Origin of the sequence: Pseudomonas flavescens, assembly GCF_013408425.1 — a bacterium.
GTDB lineage: Bacteria > Pseudomonadota > Gammaproteobacteria > Pseudomonadales > Pseudomonadaceae > Aquipseudomonas > Aquipseudomonas fulva_A.
In genome coordinates this window covers 1939335-1965206 of record NZ_JACBYV010000001.1, presented here as the reverse complement: position 1 = coordinate 1965206, position 25872 = coordinate 1939335, and the positions used below count along the sequence as shown (strand labels likewise).

Here is a 25872-nt window from a genome sequence, read left to right as displayed (position 1 = left end):
AAGCGGATATTCCTACATCGCTGCGCACCTACGTTTCATTGCGTATGGATTGCTCGAGAAAGGAAGCTCCATGGATTTTCTGCATCAGGTTCTGAACCAGTCACCTGAACTTGCATTGTTTCTGTCCCTAGCGATTGGCTATTGGGTGGGTAGCATCCAGTTCGGCAAGTTTCAGCTTGGCGGTGTGGCCGGATCGTTGCTGGCTGCCGTAGTCATCAGCCAGCTCGGCGTGACCATCGACAACGGCATCAAATCGGTACTGTTCGCCCTGTTCATCTACGCCGTAGGTTTCGAGAGTGGGCCCCAATTCTTCCGCTCGTTGGGTCGCCACTCGCTCCGCGAAATCGTGCTGGCAGCGGTCATGGCGCTCAGTGGTTTGGCGACGGTGGTCATTGCCGCCAGGTTGCTGGATCTGGACAAAGGGCTAGCCGCCGGTATCGCGGCAGGTTCCATGACGCAATCGGCGATCATTGGCACCGCCAGTGCGGCCATCGCCAAGCTGGATCTACCCCTTGAGCAGATCCAGGCGCTGCAGGGCAACGTCGCTGTCGGTTATGCCGTGACCTACATCTTCGGTTCGTTCGGCGCGATCATCATGTGCGTCAACATTCTGCCCTGGTTCATGAAGCGCGCCATCCGTGACGACGCGACCAAGGCCGAGGCCGAACTGCTCGCCGGCGCACGGGTTTACGGGCCGGGCGAACAACCTGCGATAGCGCCACTGATAGGTCGCATCTACCGCGTTGAACAGGCTGCGGGCAAGACCGTCGAGCAGCTCGAAGCGCTCCAGCAAGGCAGTGGCCAGACCACCTTGACCGTCGAACGCATCAAGCGCGGAGGTGCCTTGGTTGGCATTGCGCCGGATACGGTGCTTGAGAACGGCGATGTGGTCTTGGTGGTAGGGCGCCGTGCGGGCGTCGTGGCGATAGCCGAGCAGCTCGGTGCCGAGCTGCAATCCTATCCCGACATGGATGTGGTGGTGGTCCAGCGTGAACTCACTATCGACAACCCCGCGTTCCTCAATCGCACCGTGGCGGACATTCGTCAGGAGGCTAACCGGACGCTGCGCCACGGCGTGTACGTCGTGGAGGTCAAGCGTGGCGGGCGGCCGCTGGCCTTGCAGCACGATACGGTGATTGCCTCAGGCGACTTGGTCATGCTGTACGGCACCCCGGATGACATCCAGCGCGTAGCCAAGCAGGTCGGTTCGGTCATCGTGCCCAGCGACAAGACCGACTTCGTGTTTCATGGGTTCGGGCTTGTGGTGGGCTTGCTCATCGGCATGATCGTGGTGCGCCTCGGCGCCGTACCGCTGACCCTGGGCAGTGGCGGGGGGGCACTGATCGCCGGGCTGGCCTTCGGCTGGTACAGCAGCCTCCACATGACCCGGGGCAACATGCCCACCCCTGCTTCGACACTGTTGCGTGACCTCGGCCTGGCCGGTTTCGTGGCCGTGGTCGGTCTGCAGTCTGGGCGCCAGGCGGTGGAAACCATCGCCACGCAGGGCGTTTCCATCTTCTTGGTCGGAGTGGTGGTGTGCATTGTCCCGATCCTCATCGCCATGCTCGTGGGCCGCTATGTGCTGCGTTACGACAATGTGGCGCTGTTCGCCGGTGCCCTGTCTGGCGCACGCAGCGCCAATCCAGCCTTTGGCGAGGTGCTCGACAAGGCCGGCAATTCGATACCGACGGTTCCCTTCGCGGTCACATACGCCCTGGCCAACGTGTTTCTCACGTTGCTCGGGCCGCTGGTTGTCGCCTTCGCCTAACTGTAGAGAGGATGCCATGAGCAACGAGCAAGCCCAGAACGAAGACTACGCGCAGTACGCCAAGTTGAGCCCCTTCGAACTCAAGGACGAACTGATCAAGCTTGCCTCGGGCAGCGAAAACCGGCTGATGCTCAATGCCGGGCGGGGCAACCCCAACTTCCTCGCAACGCTGCCGCGGCGAGCCTTCTTCCGCCTGGGGCTGTTCGCCACCGCCGAGGCCGAGCTGTCTTACTCCTATATGCCCCACGGCGTGGGTGGTTTGCCGCAGATCGATGGAATTGAGGCGCGCTTCGAGCGCTTCACGTCCGAGCATCGCGACCAGCCCGGTGTACTTTTCCTCGCCAAATGCCTCAGCTATGTACGCGATCAACTAGGGCTGCCTGCTTCGGCCTTTCTCCACGAAATGGTCGAAGGCATCCTGGGCGTCAACTATCCTGTGCCGCCACGGATGCTCAGGGTTTCAGAGCAGGTAGTGCGCGAGTACATCGTCAAGGAGATGATCGGTGGATTCATCCCCGCCGGCACCGTCGATCTATTCGCGGTGGAGGGGGGCACGGCAGCGATGACGTACATCTTCCATTCGCTGCAGCAGAACGGCTTGCTCAAGCGCGGCGACAAGGTCGCGATCGGTATGCCAGCCTTCACGCCTTACATCGAGATCCCGGAGCTGGAGGAGTTTGGCCTGGATCAGGTGCATATCGATGCCGACCCGCACGCCAACTGGCAGTACCCGGATGCCGAGCTCGAGAAGTTGAAAGACCCCGCGATCAAGATCTTTTTCTGCATAAACCCCAGCAACCCGGCGTCCGTGAAGATGGATGACCGCAGCCTGGAAACGGTCGCGCGCATCGTATCCGAGTCGCGCCCGGATCTGTTCATCCTCACCGACGACGTCTACGGCACATTCGCCGACGACTTCCGCTCGCTGTTCGCCATCTGTCCGCGCAACACCATGCTGGTCTATTCCTTCTCCAAATACTTCGGTGCCACGGGGTGGCGCCTGGGCGTGATCGCCGCGCACAAAGACAGCGTTTTCGACAAGGCGCTAGAGGCGCTGCCAGATGAGACCAAAGCGTCGCTGAGCCGGCGATACGGCACGCTGCTTCCTGACGTCAAGAGCCTCAAGTTCATTGACCGAATCGTCGCGGACAGCCGCACCGTTGCCCTCAACCACACGGCCGGCCTGTCGACGCCGCAGCAGGTGCAGATGGTGCTGTTTTCCCTCTTTGCCTTGATGGATGAAAGTGACGGCTACAAGACCGAGCTGAAGAAGCTGGTGCGCCGCCGTGAGGCCGCGCTGTACAGGGAGTTGGGCGTTGCCCCGGAGCATGACCTGAATGCCGTCGAGTACTACACCTTGCTCGACCTTGAAGAGCTAGCACGCAAGATCCATGGCGACGACTTCGCCGCTTGGGTGAAGGCCAAATTCAGCAGTGGAGACCTGCTGTTCCGAATCGCCAAAGAAACCGGAATCGTGCTGTTACCGGGCAAAGGGTTCGGCACCAAGCAACCTGCCGCCCGCGTCTCCCTGGCCAACCTCAATGAATACGAATATGCCAGCATCGGCCGCTCGCTCAGGGCTATGGCTGACCAGTACTACGAGGAGTTTAAGGAATCCAAGGAAGGCACCCAGAGTTCGCCGAAAAAGGCCACCTGAAGCAGGTATCGTGGAAACTGTTGGGATTCTGGTGAACGTCACCGTAAAACCTGCGGTGACCTGGCCCAGCTCACGCAGAACCCTTCCAAGCCCAGAAACGGATACTCCAGATGAGAATCGCCGTCTTCAGTGCGCGTCCCTATGACCGCCATTCACTCGATCAGGCCAACAAGGCCGCCGCCGCAGGGCAACGGGTCCAGTTTCTTTACAACGAGGCCACACTCGATTCCCGTACAGCCGCGCTGGCGGATGGTTGCGACGGGGTTTGCGTGTTCGTCAATGACCGGCTTGATGCGCCGGTGCTGCAGACATTGCATGAGTTGGGTGTGAGTGCCATCGTGCTGCGCTGTGCAGGCTTCAATAACGTGGACTTGGCCACGGCGCAGAGGCTGGGCTTCTTCGTCGCCCGCGTGCCTGCGTATTCGCCCGAAGCAGTGGCCGAGCACACACTGGCGCTGGTGATGACGCTGAACCGCCATACACACCGCGCCTACAATCGCGTACGCGAGGGCAACTTCATGCTAAATGGCCTCCTCGGACGAACGCTGCACGGCAAAACGGTGGGCATCGTGGGCACAGGAAAGATCGGGTTGGCAACGGCGCGCATCTTTAAGGGCATGGGCTGCAGGTTGCTTGGCCATGACCCGTATCCATCGCCTGCCTTCCAAGCAATCGGTGAGGATGTAGAGCTTGACGAACTGCTGGCACGCTCAGACATCGTCTCTCTGCATTGCCCACTGACCGCGCAAACAGAGCACTTGATCAATGATGTCTCGCTGTCCCGGATGAAACCCGGTGCCATGCTGGTCAATACCTCGCGCGGTGGGCTGGTGGACACCGGTGCGGTAATTCGTGCGCTGAAGTCGCGCCATCTGGGTCACGTCGCCATCGACGTGTACGAGCAGGAAAGCGAGTTGTTCTTCCAGGATCGCTCCGGCGAGATCATCGACGACGACGTGTTCCAGCGCCTGATGACCTTCCCGAATGTGCTGGTGACCGGGCATCAAGGGTTCTTCACCGCCGAAGCGCTGGAAGAGATTGCACAGACCACGCTGGCCAATCTCGGGCACTTTACTGCCGGCACGCCGTGCCCGAACTGCGTCACCTGATTCAGCCGGCAATCCATACCCGGCAGTGCGTTGCGCCCGCGCCCGCACTTCCGCAGCGCCCGTTGCCACCACCCGGAGCCCCCATAATGTGGCCGCAGAACTACGATCCGCTGGGTAACCCTAATCTCTCCGCACTGCTGGCTGCGTTGCCCGTGCTGGTGTTCCTGCTGGCACTTACGGTGTTTCGACTCAAGGGGTTGACTGCCGCACTGCTGGCTGTGGTCGTCTCGGCGGCGGTCTCCGCGCTGGTATTCGCAATGCCTTCCAGCGCAATTGCCGGGGCGGCGATCTTCGGTATTTTAAGCGGCGTGTTCCCCATCAGCTTCATCGTGCTGATGGCGGTTTGGCTGTACAAGCTCGCAATCCGTAGCGGCAAGTTTGAGATCATCCGCAGTAGCATCGCGACGGTATCGGAAGACCAGCGCGTCCAAGTGCTGTTGATCGCTTTCTGCTTCGGCGGCTTTCTGGAGGGTGCGGCAGGATTCGGAGTGCCGATCGCCATCTGTGCTGCGCTGCTGGTTGAGCTGGGCTTTCGGCCACTAAAGGCGGCCATGCTATGCCTGCTGGCCAACGGTGCGGCGGGGGCCTACGGAGCGATTGGCATTCCGGTGCTGGTCGGTGCGCAGCAAGGCGGGGTGGCAGTATCCGAAATGGCTCCGATGCTCGTGGCGCTGGTCCAGGTCATCGCTCTGGTGTCGCCTGCCATCCTTGTACTCATGCTGGACGGGTGGCGTGGCGTGCGTGAGACCTGGCCGGTGCTGATCGTCGTCGGCGTTGTCTTCAGTGGTGTGCAGACGGCCACGTTGTACCTGCTCGGGCCTGAGCTGGTGGATATCCTCGGGCCACTAGCGGCGATGGGGGCTCTGGCCGGCTTCATGCAGCTCTGGCGTCCCAAGCGGATCTATCGCGAATCCGACACGGCGTCTGGGCCAGCACGCCATTACACCCTCAGGGAGGTGCTGCAGGCTTGGTCGCCATTCTACATTTTGACCGGAGCGATCCTACTGTGGAGCCTGCCCGCGTTCAAGTCGCTGTTCGTGCCAGGTGGGGTGCTGGCGAAGACGGTCTTGGAACTGCCCATCGGGCTGCTGGATGGAAGGGTACAGGAGCTACCACCTCTGGTGCCGCAGGTACACGTGCTGTCGGCGGTATGGAATGTGGGTTGGCTCAACGCCTCCGGAACCGCGATTCTAGTGGCAGCGGTGCTGACAGTCGTACTGTCGCCGCGGCTCAACGCGCGTATTGCCGGCCAGGAGCTGGCGCAGGCCTGCCGGGAGATGTGGAAGCCGCTGGCGACGGTTTCGCTGGTCATGGCGGTGGCCTACATCACGAACTATTCGGGTGGATCATCGACCATCGGGCTGGCGCTGGCGCAGACCGGCGGCGTCTTCCCGCTTCTGTCGCCGGTGATTGGCTGGATGGGTGTCTTCATAACCGGGTCGGTAGTCAATAACAACACGCTATTTGCCCATCTGCAGGCGGTGACTGCCGGACAGATCGGTGCACCAGAGGCGCTGCTGGTGGCCGCAAATACAGCGGGTGGCGTCATGGCCAAGTTGGTTTCGCCGCAGTCCATTGCCATTGCCGCAGCGGCGGTGAAACTGGTGGGCCAAGAGGCCGCGATTATGCGCACAACGCTCTCTATAAGCGTTGTGCTGCTCGCCTACGTTTCCCTGTGCACATGGGTGCTTTCTATCATGTAAGGCCGCATCCTGGCCGGGTAAGCGGCGTCGTCATTTCCGGCGCGGGCATTTGCGGCCGTTTTTAAATGTGTGCAATAGTCATTCATTGAACGACCGGGTCAACTGTGCCTCGGGCATCTCACCGAGGTGCTTTAATCGGACTGAATAGGTTCAGAGGCACTGGTACAGAACAACGCCACCTTGTTCCCGTCAGGGTCTCGCAGATAGCCCACGAAGAAGGTTGGACTGTAGGCCTCGCGAAACCCAGGAGGGCCATCGTCCATTCCGCCGTTTTGTAGCCCCTCTGCATGCAGGCTTCGTACCTTCTCATGGGTAGGAACGCGGAAAGCGACCATTGTGCCGTTGCCAACTGTTGCCGGTTTTCCGTCGTACGGAATGGTGACGTGAAAGGCGCCTGGGCCATTCTCTCGATCATCGATGCCGGGAAGCGAGTAGCAAAGCTGCTTTTCCCATCTTTCCACTTCGTACCCCAGCGGGGTCAGGATCGAGTTATAGAACGTCCCCGCGGTGCTCAAGTTATTGGTCCCGATCATGGTGTAACTCAGCATGGTTTATAGCTCCAGCACTATGGATCAGGGGTTGCCTCGGCGAGTGTTACTTAGAGAGATTGTAAAATTTTCGCCTCGTCGAGAAGTCTCTGGCGGATGATGAGCGCTCAGAAAACAGCTTCGCTCTCTCTATGCGTAAAACTTTCGTTTGAAAGCTCCACCACGTTGGTTGAGCGCTGCCGATGAGCGCAGCCGTATATTTGTTCGCAAATGCGCGGATTTTTTACCGTTTCCATGGAGATACTAGTCCAACTCAGAGCCACGCCCACGCACGCTTCATCGGCTCAGAAAGCCCTGGTGAGAATGTTGGATGTATCCAAGTCTGGCACGGCCCATTAGTGGCGAGTCATGTTCGCTGAAAATGCGCTTCGCTCTGAACGCCAATCAAGGGAGTCAGCCTAACCATAGGCTATCAGTCGCTTATGGCTGAAGTCTGTCGGTGTATAAGTATCGCTATACGCGGCCAAACCCATTCATTCGTAAAGTCCCCATGTCGTTACTAGCCAATCTCTAATTACTTGGTGACTCGAGATTCATTTCTCTCTCCGGTAAGGGGGCTTTCAAGCAGGGTTCGTTGAGAGGGCGCGATGGAACACGGCCAATTATTTTGTCGGACTGATAGCCGTTTAGGCAGGTCAGAAGTCCATGACTAATGATCAGGAAGCCCTGGATGAAACGCCTTCGGATCGCGACCTTCAATATCAATGGCATCAACGCGCGGCTCTCCAATCTCCTGACTTGGTTAGAGCGCGAAACACCTGATGTTGTTTGTTTGCAGGAGCTGAAGACGCCTGACAAATCGTTTCCTGCCAAGGACATTGAGGCGGCCGGGTATGGTGTGGTTTATCACGGGCAAACGTCATGGAATGGGGTGGCAATTCTTGCTCGCGATGCGCAGCCGCTGGAGATTCGTCGATGGTTGCCGGGAGCCGAGTGGGATAAGCAGGCGCGGTATATCGAGGCTGCGGCGCATGGCGTTGTGGTCGCGTGTCTGTATTTGCCTAACGGCAATCCACGTCCAGGCCCGAAGTTCGATTACAAACTCGCTTGGTTCGAGCATCTGATCGAGCACGTGGAAACGCTTCAGGCCCTTGAGCATCCAGTAGTATTGGCAGGCGACTTCAATGTGGTGCCGACTGACTTCGACATCTACAACACGCGGTCATGGTTAAAGGATGCGCTGTTACAGCCAGAAAGCCGGGCGTGCTACCAGCGACTCTTGGATCAGGGCTGGGTGGACGCTATACGGCACCTTCACCCCGACGAACAGATCTTCACCTACTGGGATTATTTCAGACGCCATTGGCAGACCAATTCGGGTCTGCGCATTGATCATCTGCTGCTTAACCCCGCTCTCGCTACTCATCTCGTCGCGGCTGGGGTGGACACATGGGTGCGGGGGGAAGAACACCCCAGCGACCATGCCCCGACTTGGATTGAAATAGGCGGTCGTAAGCACGCTCACAAGCTGTCGGCGGTGACGGCAGAGAAGGGCGCAGGTCGACGAATGCGAGCGACCTCTCCGGAGGCGAAAGCAGCGCTTGCTGATCCTGAGCTGCAGACCAGCAAAAGCTCCAAGAAGCATTCGAGCGGTGCCATGCCCGAGGCTCTTCAACCGCAGTTGGCCACGCTCGTGGAGTCAGCCCCTCCCGGTGAGTGGCGCTACGAGATCAAGTTTGATGGCTACCGCATACTCACTCGCATCCTGGATGACGAGGTGACTTTCTTCACTCGCAATGGCCATGACTGGACGAAGAAGCTGCCCGAACAAGCGGCTGCTGTGGCTGCACTCGGTATTGAAAACGGCTGGCTGGACGGTGAAATGGTGGTACCTAACGATAAGGGGCTGCCGGACTTTCAGGCGTTACAAAATGCCTTCGACTCTTGTGCCAGTGGCGACATCATCTACTACCTGTTCGACCTCCCGTATCTTAACGGTGATGATCTACGCAGTGCTCCGGTGGAAGAGCGTCGTGATGCGCTCGCCGCACTGCTGAACGATTCCAAGTCTGAAACAAAGCTTCTGCGTTTCTCTGACGATTTTGAGGAGGCGCCCGAGGCGCTTCTCAACAGTGCCTGTCAGATGCAGATGGAGGGCTTGATCGGCAAGCGGGTCGGTAGCACTTATAGATCACGGCGCAGCGACGACTGGATCAAGCTGAAATGCAAAAGGAGACAAGAGTTTGTTGTCGTGGGCTACACGGATCCAAAGGGCGCACGTGCCAAATTCGGAGCCTTGCTACTGGCACTGCATGATTCGGACTCTGGTGAGCTGAAATACGCCGGCAAGGTTGGCACAGGCTTCAACGAATCGACCTTGAACTCGCTTCACGCCGAGCTCCGCTCCCTGGTGGTGAGGAACGCAACCGTCGCGAACCCACCGAAGGGCCCTGACGCAAGGGGCGTGCACTGGCTAAAACCTGTCTTGCTGGCGGAGATCTCGTTTGCGCAAATCACCAAGGATGGCATCGTCAGGCATGCCGTTTTCCAAGGGCTCCGTGCCGACAAGCCTGCGGTAGCTATCACCGAAGAGCGGCCAACAGAGATCGGCTCCGAGCCTGAGGAGAGCGACGTGGAGCCCGTTGCCTGTAAACCCGCAAAGCGAGGCGGGAGCAGTGTCACAGGTAAGTTGCGGCTGACTCATCCGGATCGCGTTATTGATCCCAGCAGCGGTCTCACCAAGCGAGATCTGGCTGAGTACTACGTTCGAAGCCTGGACTGGATTGTTCCGCAACTTGCCGACCGCCCGGTGGCACTGGTGCGAGCACCAGAGGGCATCGGCGCGCAGCTCTTTTTTCAAAAGAATCCGGAGAGTCTGGCCATCCAAGGTATTGATTCGATCAGCAAAGCCCAGGCCGGACACCCTGCAATGGTCATCAACACCCCCGAGGCCCTGCTCGGGGCGGTTCAGATGAGCACCATTGAGCTGCATACCTGGAACGCTACCAGCGGTGATCTGAGGCGACCTGATCGCTTTGTACTGGATCTGGATCCTGATCCATCACTACCTTGGAAAAGCATGGTTGAAGCCACGCAACTGACGCTCACGGTGCTCGATGAGCTCGGCCTGCAATCGTTTCTCAAGACTAGCGGAGGGAAGGGCATTCACATCGTGGTGCCGCTCACGCCTAAAGACAGTTGGGAGGAGGTGAAGGCGTTCAGTCAGAGCATTGTGAAGTACATGGCACGACTGATTCCTGATCGATTCTCCGCCGTCTCCGGCCCTAAAAATCGCGTGGGCCGGATCTTCATCGACTACCTGCGCAATGGGCTCGGTGCAACGACCATCTGTGCTTATTCGGTTCGCGCTAGAGAGGGGTTACCGGTGTCCGTTCCGATCCATCGTGAAGAAGTGAGCGAGCTCGAAGCGGCCAATGCCTGGACTATCGTTAACTTACACAAGCGATTGGATCAGCTTGATGAAGACCCTTGGGCGCGATTGCCTGACACCAAACAAACGATCACCCGAGAGATGCGCATACGCATTGGCATAAAGTGAGCTGTCCATAGCTGTCCATAGCAGGCCAGGCGCGGCTGGCATTGCGCACTGAATTTTTCTACGTTCCCTAGGGTCTGTTGCCGTTTCACGCACGGCCGCGCCGGAGTCCGTTTTGTCGCGAGGCAAGGCACGAGCCGCGAAGTTTAGCTAGCTAAATGAGCCGGCGAGAAACGCCGCATCGCGACAACGCGGCTCGCGTCGAAATGGCAACAGACCTAGGCTGTAAGCGGTCTGCAGGCCTACCCACATCTCCGGCGTCCCGCCGATCACATGGCTCAGCCGCAGCGCCATTTCGCTGGTCAGTTCAGCCTGGCTACGACCAGACTGACCTCCCGACAGGGTGCTACAGAGGGCTCAGTAGGCAGTAACGGAGCAAAGCTTGCTCGACGCTCTGCTTCTGTCTCAATACCAGCTCAACCGCGATGTCATTATCGAAAACCTCATAGAGGACTCGGTAATCATCCGTATTGAGCTCACGGTAATGGATCACGCCCACCTCGCTGGCTTGCTGCGAGATAGGGTATCCAACAGGGGCGGCCTTGAGCCTGGCCTCGATCGTATCGACCAGTTTGTCGATTTTCGCGAGGGCTGCTTGAGTACCTAGAGAGGTGGTCAGGTGGTGCACCTGGTCTTCGAGGCTTTGGGATGCGGTATCAGTGAAGCGTACTTTTTTTGTAGTCATTTTTACTCCTAGTTAGTTTTGGGCGAACCTCCTGGCCAGGCGGGCTTTCAGATCTTCAGCAGAGCAGTGCTTGCCTTGGGCGTACTCTCGCGAACCAATCGCAAGAAGTTTCACCAGGGCGATCGCCTCATCTCGACGCTTACGCTCTTCGTAAGTCTCGATGACGTAGGCAGGTACGCCGTTCTGCGTGACGACCATTGGCTCATCGAGATCCAGGTCGGCTGCGTGTTTTTTCAAATAGCTAATCGTTTCAACTCTCATGAGTTGAACCTCCTTCTTGGTTGTCGATGGCCGTGCCACCGACGACACCCCCGGAAGCCGGGGAAGACAAAATTCACCGCCCTAAAGCAATGAAGAGCAGTTTTCCACATGACGAATTTTCAGCGTCAGAATCTACTATAGCACATATTTGGTCTGAATTTAGCCATCACAAGGAAGGAATTTATCACGAGGATGCAAGCTGTTTCTTAAAATTAACCATTAGATAGCGAAAATCCTAGGGCCTGTTGCCGTTTTACATGGGCAACCATGGGAAGGCACAGGCCATGGCCACCACGCTCTCGTAATTGCTCTTGAGCTTGTCGAATCGAGAGGCCACCGCCCGGTAGTGCTTCAGCCGGGCAAAGGCGTTTTCCACCAGGTGGCGATTTCAGTACAGAGCTCTGTCCAGATCCGCGTTGCCTTTCACAGAGTTACGCTTCCTCGGGATCACGGCCTTGGCCCCTTGTCGCTCAACCTACTCTCGGATTCTCTCACTGTCATAGCCCTTATCCGCAACGATGGTTTCTGCCGCCGGGAGCTTGGAAATCAATGCTGGTGCCTGAGTACAGTCATTGATTTGGCCTCCCGTGATTTCAAACTCGATGGATAAACCATGGGCGTCCACTGCCAGATGAACCTTTGGTATTACCGGCCCGGCTTTTCCCTATAGCTTCATCATTTGCGCTGGCAGCGCCTGCACTGTGCTGGTGAGTCTTGGCATAGCTGCCATCAATGAACACCCACTCCATGTCGGGCTCCGCCATCAGCATCTTGAAGACCTTGAACCATTTGCCGGCAGCAGACCATGCATTGAAGCGTTTGTAGACCTTATTCCAGTTGCCAAACGCCTTGGGCAGGTCTCTCAGGGACATCCCGTGCGCATGCGGTACAGCATGCCCTCCACGGTCATTCATAGATCAAGGTTGTTGTAGATGGCCTTGTGCAGCAGAATTTCCCGCAGCTTCGACCAATGCTCGTCGTTGAGCAGTAATCGGGGCATTGCAAGCTCGTATCGATATTGGGTCAGAGCTTCAACGATACGAGCTTGCTCTTATAGATCAATTGGTTAGCGCGAAACGGCAACAGACCCTAGGGAGGCAGACGTGCAGGATTTCGCCAGGAGGCAAACGGATACGCCGCCCAAGAGCAGTCATACACGGCGAATGCTCGTCTTCGTCGTAGCCTTCGTGTGCGCGCTACTAATAGCTTCCACGGCACTGCATGTGAGATGGGATAAATCGCAGGCGATAGCTCAAAACACAGAAGCAATGCAGACGCTTGCAACGGCACTGAGTAGCCAGGCTGAATCTACTATACGGGTCGCTGAGACAATACTGACCGCATTGGCTTCCAAGCATCGTCTGGGCGGTCATCGCGACGCGAACCTGCAGGAGCTGAACGAAATCGCGGCAGCCCAGATTCAGAAGCTCGGCGAGCTGGATGGGTTGTTTATGTCAGACGCGGCCGGGCGCTATTTCCTCACCACCAATGCGACTGACAAGGCTTTGAACAATCGGGATCGAGCTTATTTTCAGTATCACCAGACCACTAGCGATCCTGGAATTTATATTGGCCAACCGGTGAGGAGCAAAACCACAGGGGACTGGGTCATCACCTTGTCTATGGGCTTGTACGGACGTGAGGGTGATTTCCAGGGCGTGGTGCTCGCGACGCTGAACGTTGACCGTTTTGTTACCCTCTACCAATCGCTTCCTCTCGGAGAAGTGGGCATCGTGGTGTTGGCAAAGCGCGATGGAGCAATCCTCGCTCGGTCGGACAGCAATGCTGAAACCTACCTCACCAATATCTCCGAGAGCCCAATGCTGAAGATGGTGAATCAGGGCGTATCTAAAGGCTCGGTTGCCCTCACCGCAATCGTGGATGGTGTGCGAAGAATTTACGGATTTGACGCGAGTGACAAGTATCCCGTGCTTGTCGCCGTGGCGATGGCCGAGGTCGACGCGTTGACTGCATGGAAGCAGCGGGCCCGAACGATGTGGTCTTTTGCAGTTATAGCGACTCTGATTGTCGTCGCTATGGGAGCACTGGTCTTGCGTGCTCTGAGAAAACAGTCGGAGTTGGCAATCGAGCTGCTTGCTGCACACAAGTCGTTGTCCGCAGCGAACAAGACCTTGGCAACGCTGGCATCTGAGGACGGGCTAACCGGCCTGGCCAATCGAAGGCACTTGGATGAGCGCCTGGAAAGCGCCTTTGAACAAAGCCTTACCGAGAGCGCGTCTTTCGCGTTCGTGCTGATCGATGTGGATTACTTCAAGCTCTACAACGACACGTATGGTCATTTGATCGGCGACAGAGCATTGATCGAGGTGGGGCGGGCGATGCGGCTGCATGCGCGCAAAGGCACCGACCTGGCAGCCCGCTACGGTGGTGAGGAGATGGCACTGATTCTCTGCGGGTTGGATGGTGGGCAGGCTTTTGCCATCGCTGAGAAAGTGCGCGGCTCAGTAGAACGTTTAGCCATCGAGCATCGCGAGTCTCCCTACCACTGTCTAACGGTGAGTATTGGCGTCGTCGCGGGCAGTGCCGGATCCAGTTTTAGTAGCGTAGAGGAGGTGGTAATGGCGGCCGACCAGGCGTTATACGCAGCAAAGCGAAAGGGCCGTAATTGTGTTGTGCTGGGCCGTTGCTCGTTCTGAGCTCTGTGGACGTCATGGCCGTTGCGCGTCTTAGCCCTATAGGTCAGACACCATCGTTTGACCGGAAACAGAACCCTGTCCTCGGTCAAGTACCTGTAGGAGATTTTGAAGCTCTACCAAGCCGCTTTAGTGTTTTGAGTACGTCGATAACTGAGCAGTCGCTGGCGCATCTTTTGTGATGACTAGGTCGACGACAGCGACATGCACCAGTCCTGACAGCGCGTGACGTTAAGCAGTAGGGCGATGGCTAGAAAAAATACCTGACCGATGCGCCCAGCGTTGTCGATGGCTGCGGAACGATCACCAGCCCACTTGTTGTGCCGTAGGCTACTTCGGTGCCATAACGGTGGGGTTGAAAAGTCCCATACACGCTGAACTGGTAGTCGCTGTAGTCATATGACGCGCGCAGGTCATACCGGGTATAGACCGGCATTTCCCTCTTCTCTGTCCCCACGTAGTAAGGGATCCCGGTGAGGTGGTAGGTATCGGCATTGAGCGTCAGCTGCCCCGCCATGAAGGCATCTTGATACTGCAGGCCGGCTTTATAGGTGTGCTCTGGGACTACCAACCTGTCGCCGGTACCAGCAGCCGGATTGTCTATCACTGCATCGATGATTCGGCCATAGCTTGCGTAGGTACTGACTGTGGATGTGGCTTGGTAGTTGAAGCTGGTTTCCACGCCTTTACGTGTGGTGTCGCTGACCTGCTCGAAGACCCCCGGTGAAGTTTGCAAGGTCTCGCTATCGTTCTGGATGTAGTAGAACTCGGTGGTGCTGGAGAAGCGCTCAGTCGGGCGTACGGTGAAGCCGATGTCATAGGACGTGACCTTGCTGGGCCGTACGCTACCGTTGATCCGACCACCTGTCTCGCTCGGCGGCAGAGCACCGCTGCTGCCGGAACTGATGTACTCCGCAGCTGGCGAACGAAAGCCCTGAGAAGCGTTGGTGAACACTTCGAACTGCTCGATCGGCGTCCATACCAGGCCGAGTTTCGGTGTGGTTACCGAGCTGTGGTAGCCAGTATCGGCGTTGCGAAACTTGAGGTTGTCGATGTCGTAGTCGAAGCGGTCGTAGCGAATGCCTCCCAGCAACTTCAGTGAGTCGACCGGCTTGTATTGTCCTTGGGCAAACACACCATAGGTGATCAGGTCTTGGTCGAAGTCAAAATAGAAATTGGGTGTGGGTTCGAAGTTGCGATACTGCTGGCGGTAGGCGTCGCCCTTGTCGCGGCGCACGTCGGCACCGACCATCAACGATGCCGAGTCCTCATAAACGAAGTTATAAGCCAGGCGCCCGCCGTAGATGTCACGATCATCCTTGCCGTAATTATGGGTGTTGGTACCATTGGAAATGCCGCGCACACGTTTGAAATCTTCGAAGTAAGCGGTGTAGTACAGGCCCTCGTCTCCTTCTGCGGGCGCGCGATTGAAGACGTAGGTGTTTCGGTTGGCATTGCCGAAGCCATAAAGATTGTCGGTGTCGCGGCGGCTGATCGTACCGGCCTTGAGAGCGGGTAGGTTCAGGTAGCCATCGTTCTTGAAATCCGATTCGTAGTGGCTGAAGCGCGCCGAATACTTCGCATCGCCAAAGACCTTAGAGAGCTTCCAGAAGTAGTTGTCGCGGTTGGTCTCAGCCGCTTTGCGGTAGCCATTGGTCTTGTAGATATCGACCACGAACAGCGATTCGAAACCTTCATGCTCCCCGCCCAGTACCAGGTTGGTTCGACGGCCATCAAAGCTGGCGATATCCACACCAAGGCTCGAGGCCACGTCCCCACCATCGAGTGTCTCGATGTTCACCGCGCCTGCGCGGTTCTGGTCGCCATACAGCGCAGATATCGGGCCTTTGATGACGTCGACGCGCTTGATCATTTGAGGCGTCAACCACTCAAGGAACACCGGGCCGTGGCCTGCACCACCCTGGCTTGAGGGAATGTTCTGCGGCACGCCGTCGACGTACACGGCCACGTCGGCGCCGTGAGTGCCATTGGTGGTGAAGCCGCGCATACGGAAGCCATTGCCGGTATCGCCTTGGTCGATGTTGTTGGCTACGACGCCTGGCACACGACGATAGATGTTGGAGATATCGCGATCTACGTTGAGTGTTCGAATATCTTCGTCCGTGATCGTGGTCACCGCAGCTGGCAAGCTGTTGGGAGCATTGCTCACTTTGCTTCGTGTCAGCGGTTTGATACGTCCCGAATTGCTTCCCTCACCAACGACTTCGATGGCTTCCAGCTCAGTGGCTTCTTCTGCCTCTGCCGCATATACCATTGTGCACGAGACCAAGCAGGTAAGTGCGGCGCCTCCAAGAATCCAATCCCTACCGCGATGCGCAGATCCGTACATGAAGCAGACTTCCTCAATATTGTTGTGGCGAAATCGCGAATGATAACAACGTTATACCATAACATTATGAGTTGACTCATTAATGGATATATCCGCATCGGGTGTCGGATCAAACAGCAAATTGGCCATCGACGCTGCCCGAAGGGCGCAGCCGCGGGGAAGAAAACGGTTTGTCATCACTGGTTATGAAATGCCACCGGTCAGGAATCGCCGCAATTTTCCTGAACGGCCTCCTTTGCGCTGAACACCAACTTATGTAGCAACGAAAGCGCGTATGGCGCTCCTTTGAACTAACTTGGAGAACCCACATGAAGGCAATCGTCTACAACGGACCACGTGACGTCAGCGTACAAAACGTCCCGGATGCAAAGATTGAAAAACCTACCGACGCCCTAGTACGAGTCACTTCCACCAATATCTGTGGCTCCGACCTCCACATGTACGAAGGCCGCACCACCTTTGAAACAGGCCGTGTCTTTGGTCACGAAAACCTTGGCGAGGTGATTGAGGTGGGTGCCGGCGTCGAAAGGGTCAAAGTTGGCGACATGGTCTGCTTGCCGTTCAATATCGGCTGCGGCTTTTGCGAAAATTGCGAAAAGGGCCTTACCGGGTATTGTTTGACGGCTAACCCGGGCAGCGCCGGCGCAGCCTATGGGTTTGCTGAGATGGGCACCTATGATGGCGGCCAGGCCGAGCTGCTGCGAGTTCCCTTTGCGGACTTCAACTGCCTCGTTTTGCCTGAGGATGCCAAAGAGCGGGAAGACGACTACGTGATGCTCTCCGATATTTTTCCTACCGGATGGCATGCGACCAGGTTGGCAGGGCTACAGCCTGGCGAATCCATCGCCATATACGGCGCAGGGCCAGTGGGCTTGATGGCGGCACACTCCGCTATCATCCAAGGCGCGTCGCAGGTTTTCGTCATAGACGATCAGCCAGACCGTCTGAAGCTGGCTGCAAAGATGGGGGCAACACCAATCAATTCCGTTGAGCAGAAGGCTGTCGATGAAATTCTGAATTACACCGACGGCAAAGGCACGGATCGTGGTTGCGAATGCGTGGGTTACCAATGCTGTGACAAGCATGGCCACGAGGTGAATCACCTGACCATGAACAACCTTGTCGCCTCAACCAAAGCAACTGGTGGGATAGGTGTTGTTGGGCTATTCGTTCCCCAGGATCCTGGTGCTGAAAATGAGCTGGCCAAAGACGGGAAGATGGCTTTTGACTTCGGCGCATTTTGGTTCAAAGGCCAGACAATCGGTACTGGGCAGGCCAACGTCAAGGCGTACAACCGTCAATTGGCAGCGCTGATTCACCACGACCGTGCCAAGCCATCGCAGATCGTCTCCCATCGCCTCAAATTGGCTGAGGGCCCAAGCGCATACAAGCACTTTGACGCCCGTGACAAAGGCTGGACCAAAGTCGTCATGAAACCAGCTGCCTGATACTTCAGAGGCCGCCTCATCCGCGGACGTCGAACCAACGTTCCAAAGACTTGGCATAACCTCAAACTCCAGGCCGAGGCCGTTCGTTGAATGGACGCCTCGGCCAATCAGAACTGCTATTTGCAATTGCCGGCTTTCCGGAAGCCAGCGGCAATGGCGTCCGACTCGGTTTCGAATGGAACGCGATTTTTAGAGGCAACTTGCCCATAGCCTGGGCATCCGGATGCCAGGTGATAGAGACGGCTGTTCCGATTGCCGATCACAGAACCCGATGAGCTTTCGACTGCCGTACTGCTGCGTGCTGAAGGTGTGGATTTCGCGCTAGCGACTTTCGACACGCCATCGCCGGTAGGCTTGTAGCCTTGCGTCCACATGCGCTCACCGGTCACAAACTCGTTGGAGTGTCCGACGATCTTCTCAATGCGGGCGTTCCGCTCGCGCTCCCAATCCGTTACCGGATACTGCTTGCCCCAGGCCATCAGCACCTGTTGCTGCTGGCGCGACATGTTGAGGCGATACCGGTCAAACATGTAGAACGTAGTGCGTGCGACCAGGCCTTTGACTTCGTCTCGCGGCTCAGCGGTTCGGCTGCTGAAATCGATCCTCGTAGAGCAGGCGCCATACTGCGGCTCGCTGCTCGATACCATCCCGTAGTTGTAGTTCGCGCGATCGCCATTGACCTCGCCGACCGAGGGGTAGAGGTTGTAGAGATCTGCTTCCATTGCCCGGAACACGGGGTCACTTGCGACGCAGTTCTTTCTGCCGCCTTGCTGCCAGCACTGCCGCTGATGCCCGAACGTCCAGGCAGGGACGATATGTTCCCACTCGGTGCGCTCGGCGCGCGTGGCCTGTTTCCTGACCTCATAGCCACAGGATTTCGCATCGACTCTGCCGCCCGACTTACCCACCCACGTCCAATTGCAGCCGCAGTACAGATCGCCCACCGAGCCGTCTGCCTGGTCGAAGAAAACCTGCCGTTTAGCCACGACTTTCGCTTCGGTGAAGGTCGAAGGAGCGCTGGCAAAGGCTGTGGTGATGAGGAGAACGGAGAGGGCGAAAGCTGAAAAAACGTGATTCATGGATGGCGAAGACTTGGCTTTTGGGGGCCGCATTATGGCATTTAGGTGACCTCTGGCGCCGATCCACTCGCATCACCAGTGGGCTGATCAGCCCGTCGAGCCGATTCCGGTCATTAGCCCGTTGCGGAACGGCAACGCTGCTCTCGGGTCTGACCCAAAACTCATCCGACAGGATGACTCGACTTCTAACCTGGCTCACGCAGAAGTGAGAGGACAACATGCTCAAACCGATTCTTCTTGTGGAAGACAATCCACGCGACCTAGAGCTCGCTTTGATAGCGCTTGAGCGCAGCCGGCTTTCTAACGAAGTGATCTGTGTTCGAGATGGCGAAGAGGCATTGGCCTACCTGAGGCGCACTGGTGAATATGCCGCGCGCCACGAGGGTAATCCTGCAGTCGTGCTGCTGGATCTGAAACTCCCTAAGATTGATGGGTTGCAGGTACTCGGGGCTGTTCGGGCTGACGATCAGCTCAAGAGTATTCCCATTGTGATGCTGACGTCGTCGGAGGAGGAGCCGGATCTGGAAGAGGCGTACCGTCTAGGAGTTAACGCTTATGTGGTCAAACCTGTCGAATTCTCTGATTTCGTCAAGGCGATATCGGGCCTCGGGATATTCTGGGCCATTCTCAACGAGCCGCCTGCCGGTTCCGTTCGTCCTGCAGGACGGCTTCCTGAGCCGTGCTAGACCTGCGATAAAGAAAAGCCGGGCAATGCCCGGCTTTTTCACTTTCAAAGAGCTTAAAAAGCTTATTGAAGCCAGCCTTCAACCGCTTCCGCGCCGTGCTGATCTTTCCAAGCTTTGAGCACCTTGTGGTTAGCGCCCTTAGTCTCAACGATCTCACCTGTTTCGGGATTTTTGTACACCTTGATTGCGCGCTCTCGCTTCGGGCCCCGGGCAGTTTGAAAGGAGAGCTTGGCGCTCCGGGGAGATTGCGGATCGAGTAGAGAAATGATGCCGCCAAGGCTGACGCCGTAATCGGACATCAGCGAGCGAAGTTTTTTCTCAAATTCGATCTCGCGCTGCAATCCACCATCATTTTTTAATGCATCAAGCTGTGAAAGTTGAGCGGCGAGTTGAGCCTCTAGGGCTTTGAATTCGGCAATTTTGGACATGGATAACCTTTTTTGGTCGAGAGCTGCACACTTTAGTTGGCTTACTTTACGTTGAAATTCAAGCCAGGGTGAGTGGTTGATGCCGTGTTGCCAGTGCCGAGCATACTAAGACCAACCTTGGGCTCAGCATGGAGTCCAGGTTGAGCGTTACGCTAAACGCGTAATTAAGGGGCCCAGATGATTAGTTGATCGTACGTGTGGGGCATTAGAGGATCTCCAATCAGTGTTAGGAAATCTACCCGCTGTTGGCAGGCGATTTCCTCGCGTCGTCTTCTCGGCTCGATTTTGAACAGTCGATGACCCCATGCGTTGATCAAGCGACAATTGAGTTGGAGAATTAGCCCCAAGTCCGTGTCTTCTAACAGAGGCTGCGCATGGCAGCGCCGTTTCGAGTGGCCGGTGACCTTGTGCCGGATTCGTTTGATCGCATGAATTCATAGGGAGGAGACCGTGGGCAGAGTTGGTAACAGGCTTCTGATCGGAGGTGGTGAGACGGGAGAGCTCATCCGTCGGCACGATTGGTCTTCGACACCGATAGGCTCGCAAGATGCTTGGCCGCAGTCCCTGCACAATGCCCTGGAGCTCATGCTCAATTCACCGGAGAGCATGTATCTGGTTTGGGGGGAGGCGCTGACCTTTTTCTACAACGATGCCTATCGGCCACTCCTTGGGTCTCGCCTGGAAGGAGCGTTGGGTCAATCCCTGCCGGTGTTGTGGGCAGACGCGTGGGATGCGGTGCGTGACTCAATGCGCAAAGCACTGTCAGGGCAGTCGATCCGTTCCGATTACGCGCCGATCATCATGGCGCGAGAAGGTGTGCCAGAAGAAACGTGGTGGAGCTATTCATTTTCGCCACTGCGCGATGATCAGGGATCCATCCGTGGTGTCCTCTGCTATACCCGGGAAATGACCGATCAAGTGAACACTACGCTGGCACTCGCTGAAAGCGAGCAGCGGTTGGACGCCTTAGTACGGTCATCGAGTGAGGTTCGTTTCTCAATCAATGCTGATTGGACTCAGCTCCATCAGCTCAAGGGCGGCAACTTTATTCCGGATACGGACACGGACAATTCCAATTGGCTCAATGACTATATCCCTGTCGAAGCGCGCGATGCGGTGCGTGCAGAAATTGCCCGAGCCATCAGTACCAGATCGACCTACAGCATCGAACATCCGGTCAACCGCGTCGACGGAAGTGTCGGGTGGGCACAGGTACGTGCGGTACCGCTCTTTGACCAAGGCGGAAAAATTACTGGCTGGCTGGGCGCGGCGTCCGACATCACTGACAGGAAAAACGCTGAAGCTTTCCTGAAGGAGAGCGAGGCCCAACTGCGTGATTTTAACGCCATGCTCGAGGAACAAGTCGCTGAGCGTACCGCAGAGCTAAGACTGTACCGCGACGTGATTGACGCCAACGCGGTGCCAACCTGCATCTTTGACAATGAATACCGCCTTGTAGCCTTCAACGAGGCCTATTCTCAGGCTTTTCGAGCGATCTACGGTTATTCGCTGGAGGGACGCGAATTATTGCCAGAGCTCTTGCCGGCGGAACAAGCACTAGTCCTACGCGAACAACTGAGGCGTGTCTTGAGTGGCGAGACCTTTCGGGTATCCGCTGAGTTCGGTGACCCCAGCCTTTTGAGACGTAGCTATGAACTCGCTTATACGCCCTTACGTGATCCCTCCGGCTCCGTCGCTGGAGGCTTCTGTTTTGCCAACGACGTCACCGAGCAAATCAAGTCTCAGGTTGAGCTTGAACGGGCTCAAGCCGCCCTGCGACAGGCGCAAAAAATAGAAGCTGTCGGCCAGCTAACCGGCGGTGTCGCGCATGACTTTAACAATCTTCTGACCATTATCAGATCCTCCTGCGATCTGTTAAAGCGCCCCAATCTTCTTGAGGAGAAACGCTTACGGTACATCGAAGCAATCTCGACCACAGTGGATCGTGCGTCACGCCTGACAGGTCAGTTGCTCGCATTTGCCCGGCGTCAAACACTGAAGCCAGAGGTCTTTGCTCCCTGCGAGAATATTCGCTCTGTCGCAGAGATGCTGGCGACGTTGAGTGGTCCTCGTATCGACATCGATATCCGATCGCCAGAAACACCCTATTACGTTTATGCGGACTCAGGCCAATTCGACACCGCGCTCGTTAACATGGCAGTGAACGCGCGGGATGCGTTATGCGGTAAAGGCCGTATCGAGATCCGTGTGTCCCCGGCAGATAAAATTCCCGCGGTTAGGCTTCAACCAGCAACAACTGGCCGCTATGTTGCTGTATCAGTTTCTGACACGGGCACCGGTATTGCGCCTGAGCAACTGGAGTCTATCTTCGAGCCTTTTTTCACGACCAAGGCTCTTGGCAAGGGCACAGGACTTGGGCTATCGCAGGTCTTTGGCTTTGCCAAGCAATCGGGCGGGGAGGTCATCGTCGAGAGTAAAGTTGGCAAGGGTTCAACATTCACTCTGTATTTGCCGAGGGTCGATAGTCGAGTCGAGCCTCGTAGGGAAAAGCCCCCAGCCCCCGAGCCGCTGGTACCAGACCATGGCACACGCGTGCTGATGGTCGAAGATAATCCCGACATCAGTGCGTTCTGCCAGACCGCGCTGGTCGAGCTGGGTTACCAGCCATCCACCGCGGCTAACGCGGAAGAGGCACTGGAGCTGCTGTCAAAGCAACCGGACCAGTTCGACGTGGTTTTCTCTGACGTCGTCATGCCTGGAATGAACGGCATCGATCTTGGCAAAACGATCCGCAGACAGTATCCACTGATGCCTGTCGTGCTGACTTCCGGTTATAGCGAGGTGCTTGCACAACATGGCAGCTACGGCTTCGATCTCCTTCAGAAACCCTATTCGATTGATCAGCTATCCAGCTTTCTGACGAAGGCGATTAGAAGGGCCGCGGTTCATCGCTGAAGCTGGATAACTGAGTTAAGGAGGGTAACTGAGCTTGACTATCAACTTGGGGCCGCTGGCATTAGCGATGCCGCACGTCGTGCTGATGGTGAGCCTGGCCCTATCGATCCTTACCGGCTGGTGGCTGGGGCGGCTAAGTAAACTTGATCCTGAGAAACAGGTATTCAGGTTGCTTCTGGTGACGCTGGTCGTTGCTCGGATCGCATTTGTAGTCACGTATCTGGAGCATTTTAGCGACCAGCCCTGGCGAGCAGTCGACATACGTGATGGTGGCTTCATCGCCTGGCCGGGTCTGCTAGCAGCGCTGTGTCTCGGCACGTGGATGTGCTGGCGCGACCGCAAGCTGCGCAAGCCACTTGGTTGGGCGATTACGGTAGGGATGCTGGCCTGGGTATCCGGCTCGTTCCTGCTTCACACCGTCGAACAATCCAATCGTTTGCCCGATTTGAGTTTTCGCAATGAGCAAGGTGAGCGGGTAACGCTGCGTGACTTCGCAGGCAAACCGCTGGTGGTCAATCTCTGGGCAACCTGGTGTCCGCCCTGTCGCCGCGAGATGCCGGTCATGGCGAAAGCCCAGCGTGAGCTGTCAGGCACCACGTTTCTCTTCGTCAATCAGGGCGAGAGTGACGCGGTTGTGGCAAGGTTCTTTGCTACTGAAGGGCTGGGTCTGGCCAATGTACTGCTGGATCCGGGCGGCCAGCTGGGCCAACACGTTGGATCAGGCGCGCTGCCGACCACCCTGTTTTTCGATGCCGAGGGGCGCCAGGTGGGCAGCCACCTTGGCGAGTTGTCGCATGCGAGTCTGTCCCATGCGCTCAAGCAGCTCGAGGAAAGCACGCGACTAGAGGAGTGAAGTGCTGCGTTGTAATGCCGTCGTCAGTCTCCAAGCATTTAGGTGAGCAGCTTCTGAACCATCAGCTTGAACTGCGTGACTGCGAAGGGTTTGAGCAGCAATTCGGTCTGGCCGCTTTTCATGGCAATCGCGGGCACGGCGTTTTCGGCGTAGCCGGAAATGAACAACACCTTGAGTGCCGGGTGTGCATCCAGTGCCGCTACAGCTAACTCATCGCCGCTCATTCCGCCTGGCAGGCCGATGTCGGTAATCATTAGACCCATCTCAGGCAGTTGCTTAAGCAGTTGCAGCGCCTCGGCAGCAGTCGCTGCCTTGGCGACCTCATAGCCCATGTCTTCCAGTGTTTCGCCGACGAGATCCCGGATTGCGTCCTCATCGTCGACCACGAGAATTAAACCGCTCGGTGTGTAAGCCACGTCTTCCGAATTGGATGGCGTTGCGAGGTTGGCAGTGGTCAGCGTGCCGTAGTGAAGTGGCAGAAACAGGTTCACTTTGGTGCCTTTTCCCACCTCCGATTCGATCTGGGCGTCGCCGGATGACTGCCGAGTAAAACCGTACACCATCGAGAGGCCCAGCCCGGTACCGGAGCCCAATGGCTTGGTGGTGAAGAACGGATCGAACGCGCGTTCCACCACGCTCTGTGGCATACCCATGCCGGTATCCGTTACCTGGAAGTGAGCATATTCACCTGCGTTTAGCGTCTCGGTGGCTTGCGCCGGCTCGATGCGCTGCTTGCTGACCTCTATCCTTAACCGCCCGCCCTGGGGCATGGCGTCGCGTGCGTTGATGCACAGGTTCAGTAGCGCATTTTCAAGCTGATGAGCGTCGCACAAGCACAAGATGGATTCCTGTGGTGTCGCTACCTCTAGCTCGACACGCGGTGTCAGCGTCCTGCTGATCATCTCTTTCATGTCCTGGATCAGCAATGCCGGGTCGACCACCGTACTCGCCAATGTCTGACGCCTGGCGTAGGCGAGTAGGCGGTGGGTGAGGGAGCCCGCGCGGGCGGAGGCGTTGCGGGCCAGCGCAACGTATCGCGGGAGCTCGCTGTGCCGCCCTTGAGCGATGCGCTGGTCGAGCAAGTCCAGGCTACTGGTGATCACCGTCAGCAGGTTGTTGAAGTCGTGGGCCAGTCCCCCCGTTAACTGACCCACCGCTTCCATCTTCTGACTTTGCTGCAACTGCGCCCTGACTTGCTCCAGGGCTTCCTGGCGTTCCTTGTGTTGCGTGATATCCCGGGCGACCGCGAAGTAGTACCCCTCACGGCGTGCGATCCGCCAGTTCAGGTGCAGCGGCTGACCATTGCTGCGGGCTCCCTGGGTATCGAGTTCTGCAATCGGCTGCTGATCCAGGCTGCGCAGGGCGTCGAACAATTGGGAAGGGGAGATAAAAGCGAAAAACGCTCCGTCCTTGAGAACCTGCTCAGTGTGGCCGGTCTCGGTTTGCCAGGCCGGATTCATCGCCACCACCTCACCGCCCTCGGACAGGGTGCAGATCAGGTCCGGGGAGACATTCCAGATGCCATCGCGCTCTAGGGTGCGCCGTTCGACCTCATACTCAAGGCGCTCGTTGATGTCGGAGAGTGCGTTCAAGCTTCGGCGGAAAAGCGCGCAGACGACAGCCATACCGAAGGTGACCAGAGCAAAACTCGCGCTACTGATCCATGCGGTCAAACCGTCCTGGAAGCCGATCGCCCCGATGAAGAAGTAGTGCGCCGCCAGTACCGACAACATGCAACCTAGCAGTGAAGGGCCAACGCCGAAACAGAAACCGATGAACATCAAGCCGGGAATGAAAAACAGGTACGGTAGTGCTGCAAAAGGAAGTTGTGCACGCAGCGCGCAGCAGAACGCCACGACAAGGACTGCGCCCGCATAACGGGTCGGCTTGCTTGGCTGAGTGCGCGCCAAGCGGCGGACCAACTGCAGGCCCCGTGACAAAATACTGATCAAATAGGGCTCCAGGGGCCAGATCCGGAATTTCGGATGTGCAACAGGGATGAGTGACAACGCGCGAGGGCAATCAATACGTCAGTACAGGGCCTTTCGACTAATTGTACAACCTGCTTCAGCCTGCGCGGGAAACATGCAGGTGCGGCCTATAGCTTTGATCTATCTGGCATGTGAGCAAAGCCCAATTGTCCAACCGGACGCGTCATCGATAGGATCGGCCATGCAACATTAGACAACCCAGCGCTATATTTCCCCTTACGCCTCTCCTGATAGTAGCCA

General features: G+C 57.2%; 17 protein-coding genes and 1 pseudogene. 10 read left to right on the top strand and 8 right to left on the bottom strand.

The window, feature by feature from the left end; translation table 11 throughout:
* Positions 1-70: 70 nt before the first annotated feature.
* The 4 genes from aspT to FHR27_RS08555 all read left to right on the top strand — a co-directional run bounded on the left by aspT (position 71) and on the right by FHR27_RS08555 (position 6237).
* On the top strand, positions 71-1768 hold the full coding sequence (gene aspT, locus FHR27_RS08570) for an aspartate-alanine antiporter (protein ID WP_179538338.1): 1698 nt from the start codon (positions 71-73) through the stop codon (positions 1766-1768).
* Between the two features lie 16 nt (positions 1769-1784).
* Positions 1785-3425 (top strand): bifunctional aspartate transaminase/aspartate 4-decarboxylase, encoded by a 1641-nt coding sequence (locus tag FHR27_RS08565; RefSeq protein WP_179538337.1) that lies wholly within the window; start codon positions 1785-1787, stop codon positions 3423-3425.
* 110 nt (positions 3426-3535) lie between these two features.
* Positions 3536-4534, top strand: a complete 999-nt coding sequence (locus tag FHR27_RS08560) for a 2-hydroxyacid dehydrogenase (RefSeq protein WP_179538336.1) — start codon at positions 3536-3538, stop codon at positions 4532-4534.
* An 86-nt stretch (positions 4535-4620) separates the two neighbouring features.
* Positions 4621-6237 carry a lactate permease LctP family transporter gene (locus FHR27_RS08555; protein ID WP_179538335.1) on the top strand — a complete coding sequence of 539 codons (1617 nt, stop codon included), beginning with the start codon at positions 4621-4623 and terminating at the stop codon, positions 6235-6237.
* Between the two features lie 131 nt (positions 6238-6368).
* Here FHR27_RS08555 and FHR27_RS08550 read toward each other — a convergent pair whose 3' ends face one another.
* On the bottom strand, positions 6369-6785 hold the full coding sequence (locus FHR27_RS08550; protein WP_179538334.1) for a VOC family protein: 417 nt from the start codon (positions 6783-6785) through the stop codon (positions 6369-6371).
* Positions 6786-7455: 670 nt separating this feature from the next.
* Here FHR27_RS08550 and ligD point away from each other — a divergent pair.
* Entirely contained in the window at positions 7456-10284 is a 2829-nt protein-coding gene (ligD, locus tag FHR27_RS08545) for a DNA ligase D (RefSeq protein ID WP_179538333.1), read from the top strand.
* A 343-nt stretch (positions 10285-10627) separates the two neighbouring features.
* Here ligD and FHR27_RS08540 read toward each other — a convergent pair whose 3' ends face one another.
* The 3 genes and pseudogenes from FHR27_RS08540 to FHR27_RS08530 all read right to left on the bottom strand — a co-directional run bounded on the left by FHR27_RS08540 (position 10628) and on the right by FHR27_RS08530 (position 12227).
* Positions 10628-10966 (bottom strand): type II toxin-antitoxin system RelE/ParE family toxin, encoded by a 339-nt coding sequence (locus tag FHR27_RS08540; protein WP_179538332.1) that lies wholly within the window; start codon positions 10964-10966, stop codon positions 10628-10630.
* Between the two features lie 12 nt (positions 10967-10978).
* Positions 10979-11227 carry a type II toxin-antitoxin system Phd/YefM family antitoxin gene (locus FHR27_RS08535; RefSeq protein ID WP_179538331.1) on the bottom strand — a complete coding sequence of 83 codons (249 nt, stop codon included), beginning with the start codon at positions 11225-11227 and terminating at the stop codon, positions 10979-10981.
* Positions 11228-11480: 253 nt separating this feature from the next.
* Positions 11481-12227: pseudogene (locus FHR27_RS08530) on the bottom strand (IS5 family transposase).
* Positions 12228-12330: 103 nt separating this feature from the next.
* Here FHR27_RS08530 and FHR27_RS08525 point away from each other — a divergent pair.
* Positions 12331-13884 (top strand): sensor domain-containing diguanylate cyclase, encoded by a 1554-nt coding sequence (locus FHR27_RS08525; RefSeq protein ID WP_179538330.1) that lies wholly within the window; start codon positions 12331-12333, stop codon positions 13882-13884.
* A 247-nt stretch (positions 13885-14131) separates the two neighbouring features.
* Here FHR27_RS08525 and FHR27_RS08520 read toward each other — a convergent pair whose 3' ends face one another.
* Positions 14132-16231, bottom strand: a complete 2100-nt coding sequence (locus FHR27_RS08520) for a TonB-dependent receptor (protein WP_179538329.1) — start codon at positions 16229-16231, stop codon at positions 14132-14134.
* Between the two features lie 308 nt (positions 16232-16539).
* Between FHR27_RS08520 and FHR27_RS08515 the strand changes: the two genes are divergently transcribed.
* Positions 16540-17679, top strand: coding sequence for a glutathione-independent formaldehyde dehydrogenase (locus tag FHR27_RS08515; RefSeq protein ID WP_179538328.1), 1140 nt, complete (start codon positions 16540-16542; stop codon positions 17677-17679).
* Between the two features lie 116 nt (positions 17680-17795).
* On the opposite strand, the gene FHR27_RS08510 is transcribed toward FHR27_RS08515, so the two are convergent.
* Positions 17796-18758, bottom strand: a complete 963-nt coding sequence (locus FHR27_RS08510; RefSeq protein ID WP_179538327.1) for an endonuclease — start codon at positions 18756-18758, stop codon at positions 17796-17798.
* 218 nt (positions 18759-18976) lie between these two features.
* On the opposite strand from FHR27_RS08510, the gene FHR27_RS08505 reads away from it, so the two are divergent.
* Positions 18977-19444 carry a response regulator gene (locus FHR27_RS08505; protein ID WP_179538326.1) on the top strand — a complete coding sequence of 156 codons (468 nt, stop codon included), beginning with the start codon at positions 18977-18979 and terminating at the stop codon, positions 19442-19444.
* Positions 19445-19506: 62 nt separating this feature from the next.
* On the opposite strand, the gene FHR27_RS08500 is transcribed toward FHR27_RS08505, so the two are convergent.
* The gene (locus tag FHR27_RS08500) at positions 19507-19872 is read right to left on the bottom strand and encodes a histone-like nucleoid-structuring protein, MvaT/MvaU family (protein ID WP_179538325.1); all 366 of its coding nucleotides are present in this window, start codon (positions 19870-19872) and stop codon (positions 19507-19509) included.
* Positions 19873-20457: 585 nt separating this feature from the next.
* Between FHR27_RS08500 and FHR27_RS08495 the strand changes: the two genes are divergently transcribed.
* Together FHR27_RS08495 and FHR27_RS08490 are read left to right on the top strand one after the other, a co-directional pair.
* Positions 20458-22788 (top strand): PAS domain-containing protein, encoded by a 2331-nt coding sequence (locus tag FHR27_RS08495; protein ID WP_179538324.1) that lies wholly within the window; start codon positions 20458-20460, stop codon positions 22786-22788.
* A 67-nt stretch (positions 22789-22855) separates the two neighbouring features.
* Positions 22856-23641 carry a prolipoprotein diacylglyceryl transferase family protein gene (locus FHR27_RS08490; protein ID WP_179540066.1) on the top strand — a complete coding sequence of 262 codons (786 nt, stop codon included), beginning with the start codon at positions 22856-22858 and terminating at the stop codon, positions 23639-23641.
* A gap of 38 nt (positions 23642-23679) precedes the next feature.
* On the opposite strand, the gene FHR27_RS08485 is transcribed toward FHR27_RS08490, so the two are convergent.
* The gene (locus FHR27_RS08485) at positions 23680-25593 is read right to left on the bottom strand and encodes an ATP-binding protein (RefSeq protein ID WP_179538323.1); all 1914 of its coding nucleotides are present in this window, start codon (positions 25591-25593) and stop codon (positions 23680-23682) included.
* Between the last annotated feature and the right edge of the window lie 279 nt (positions 25594-25872).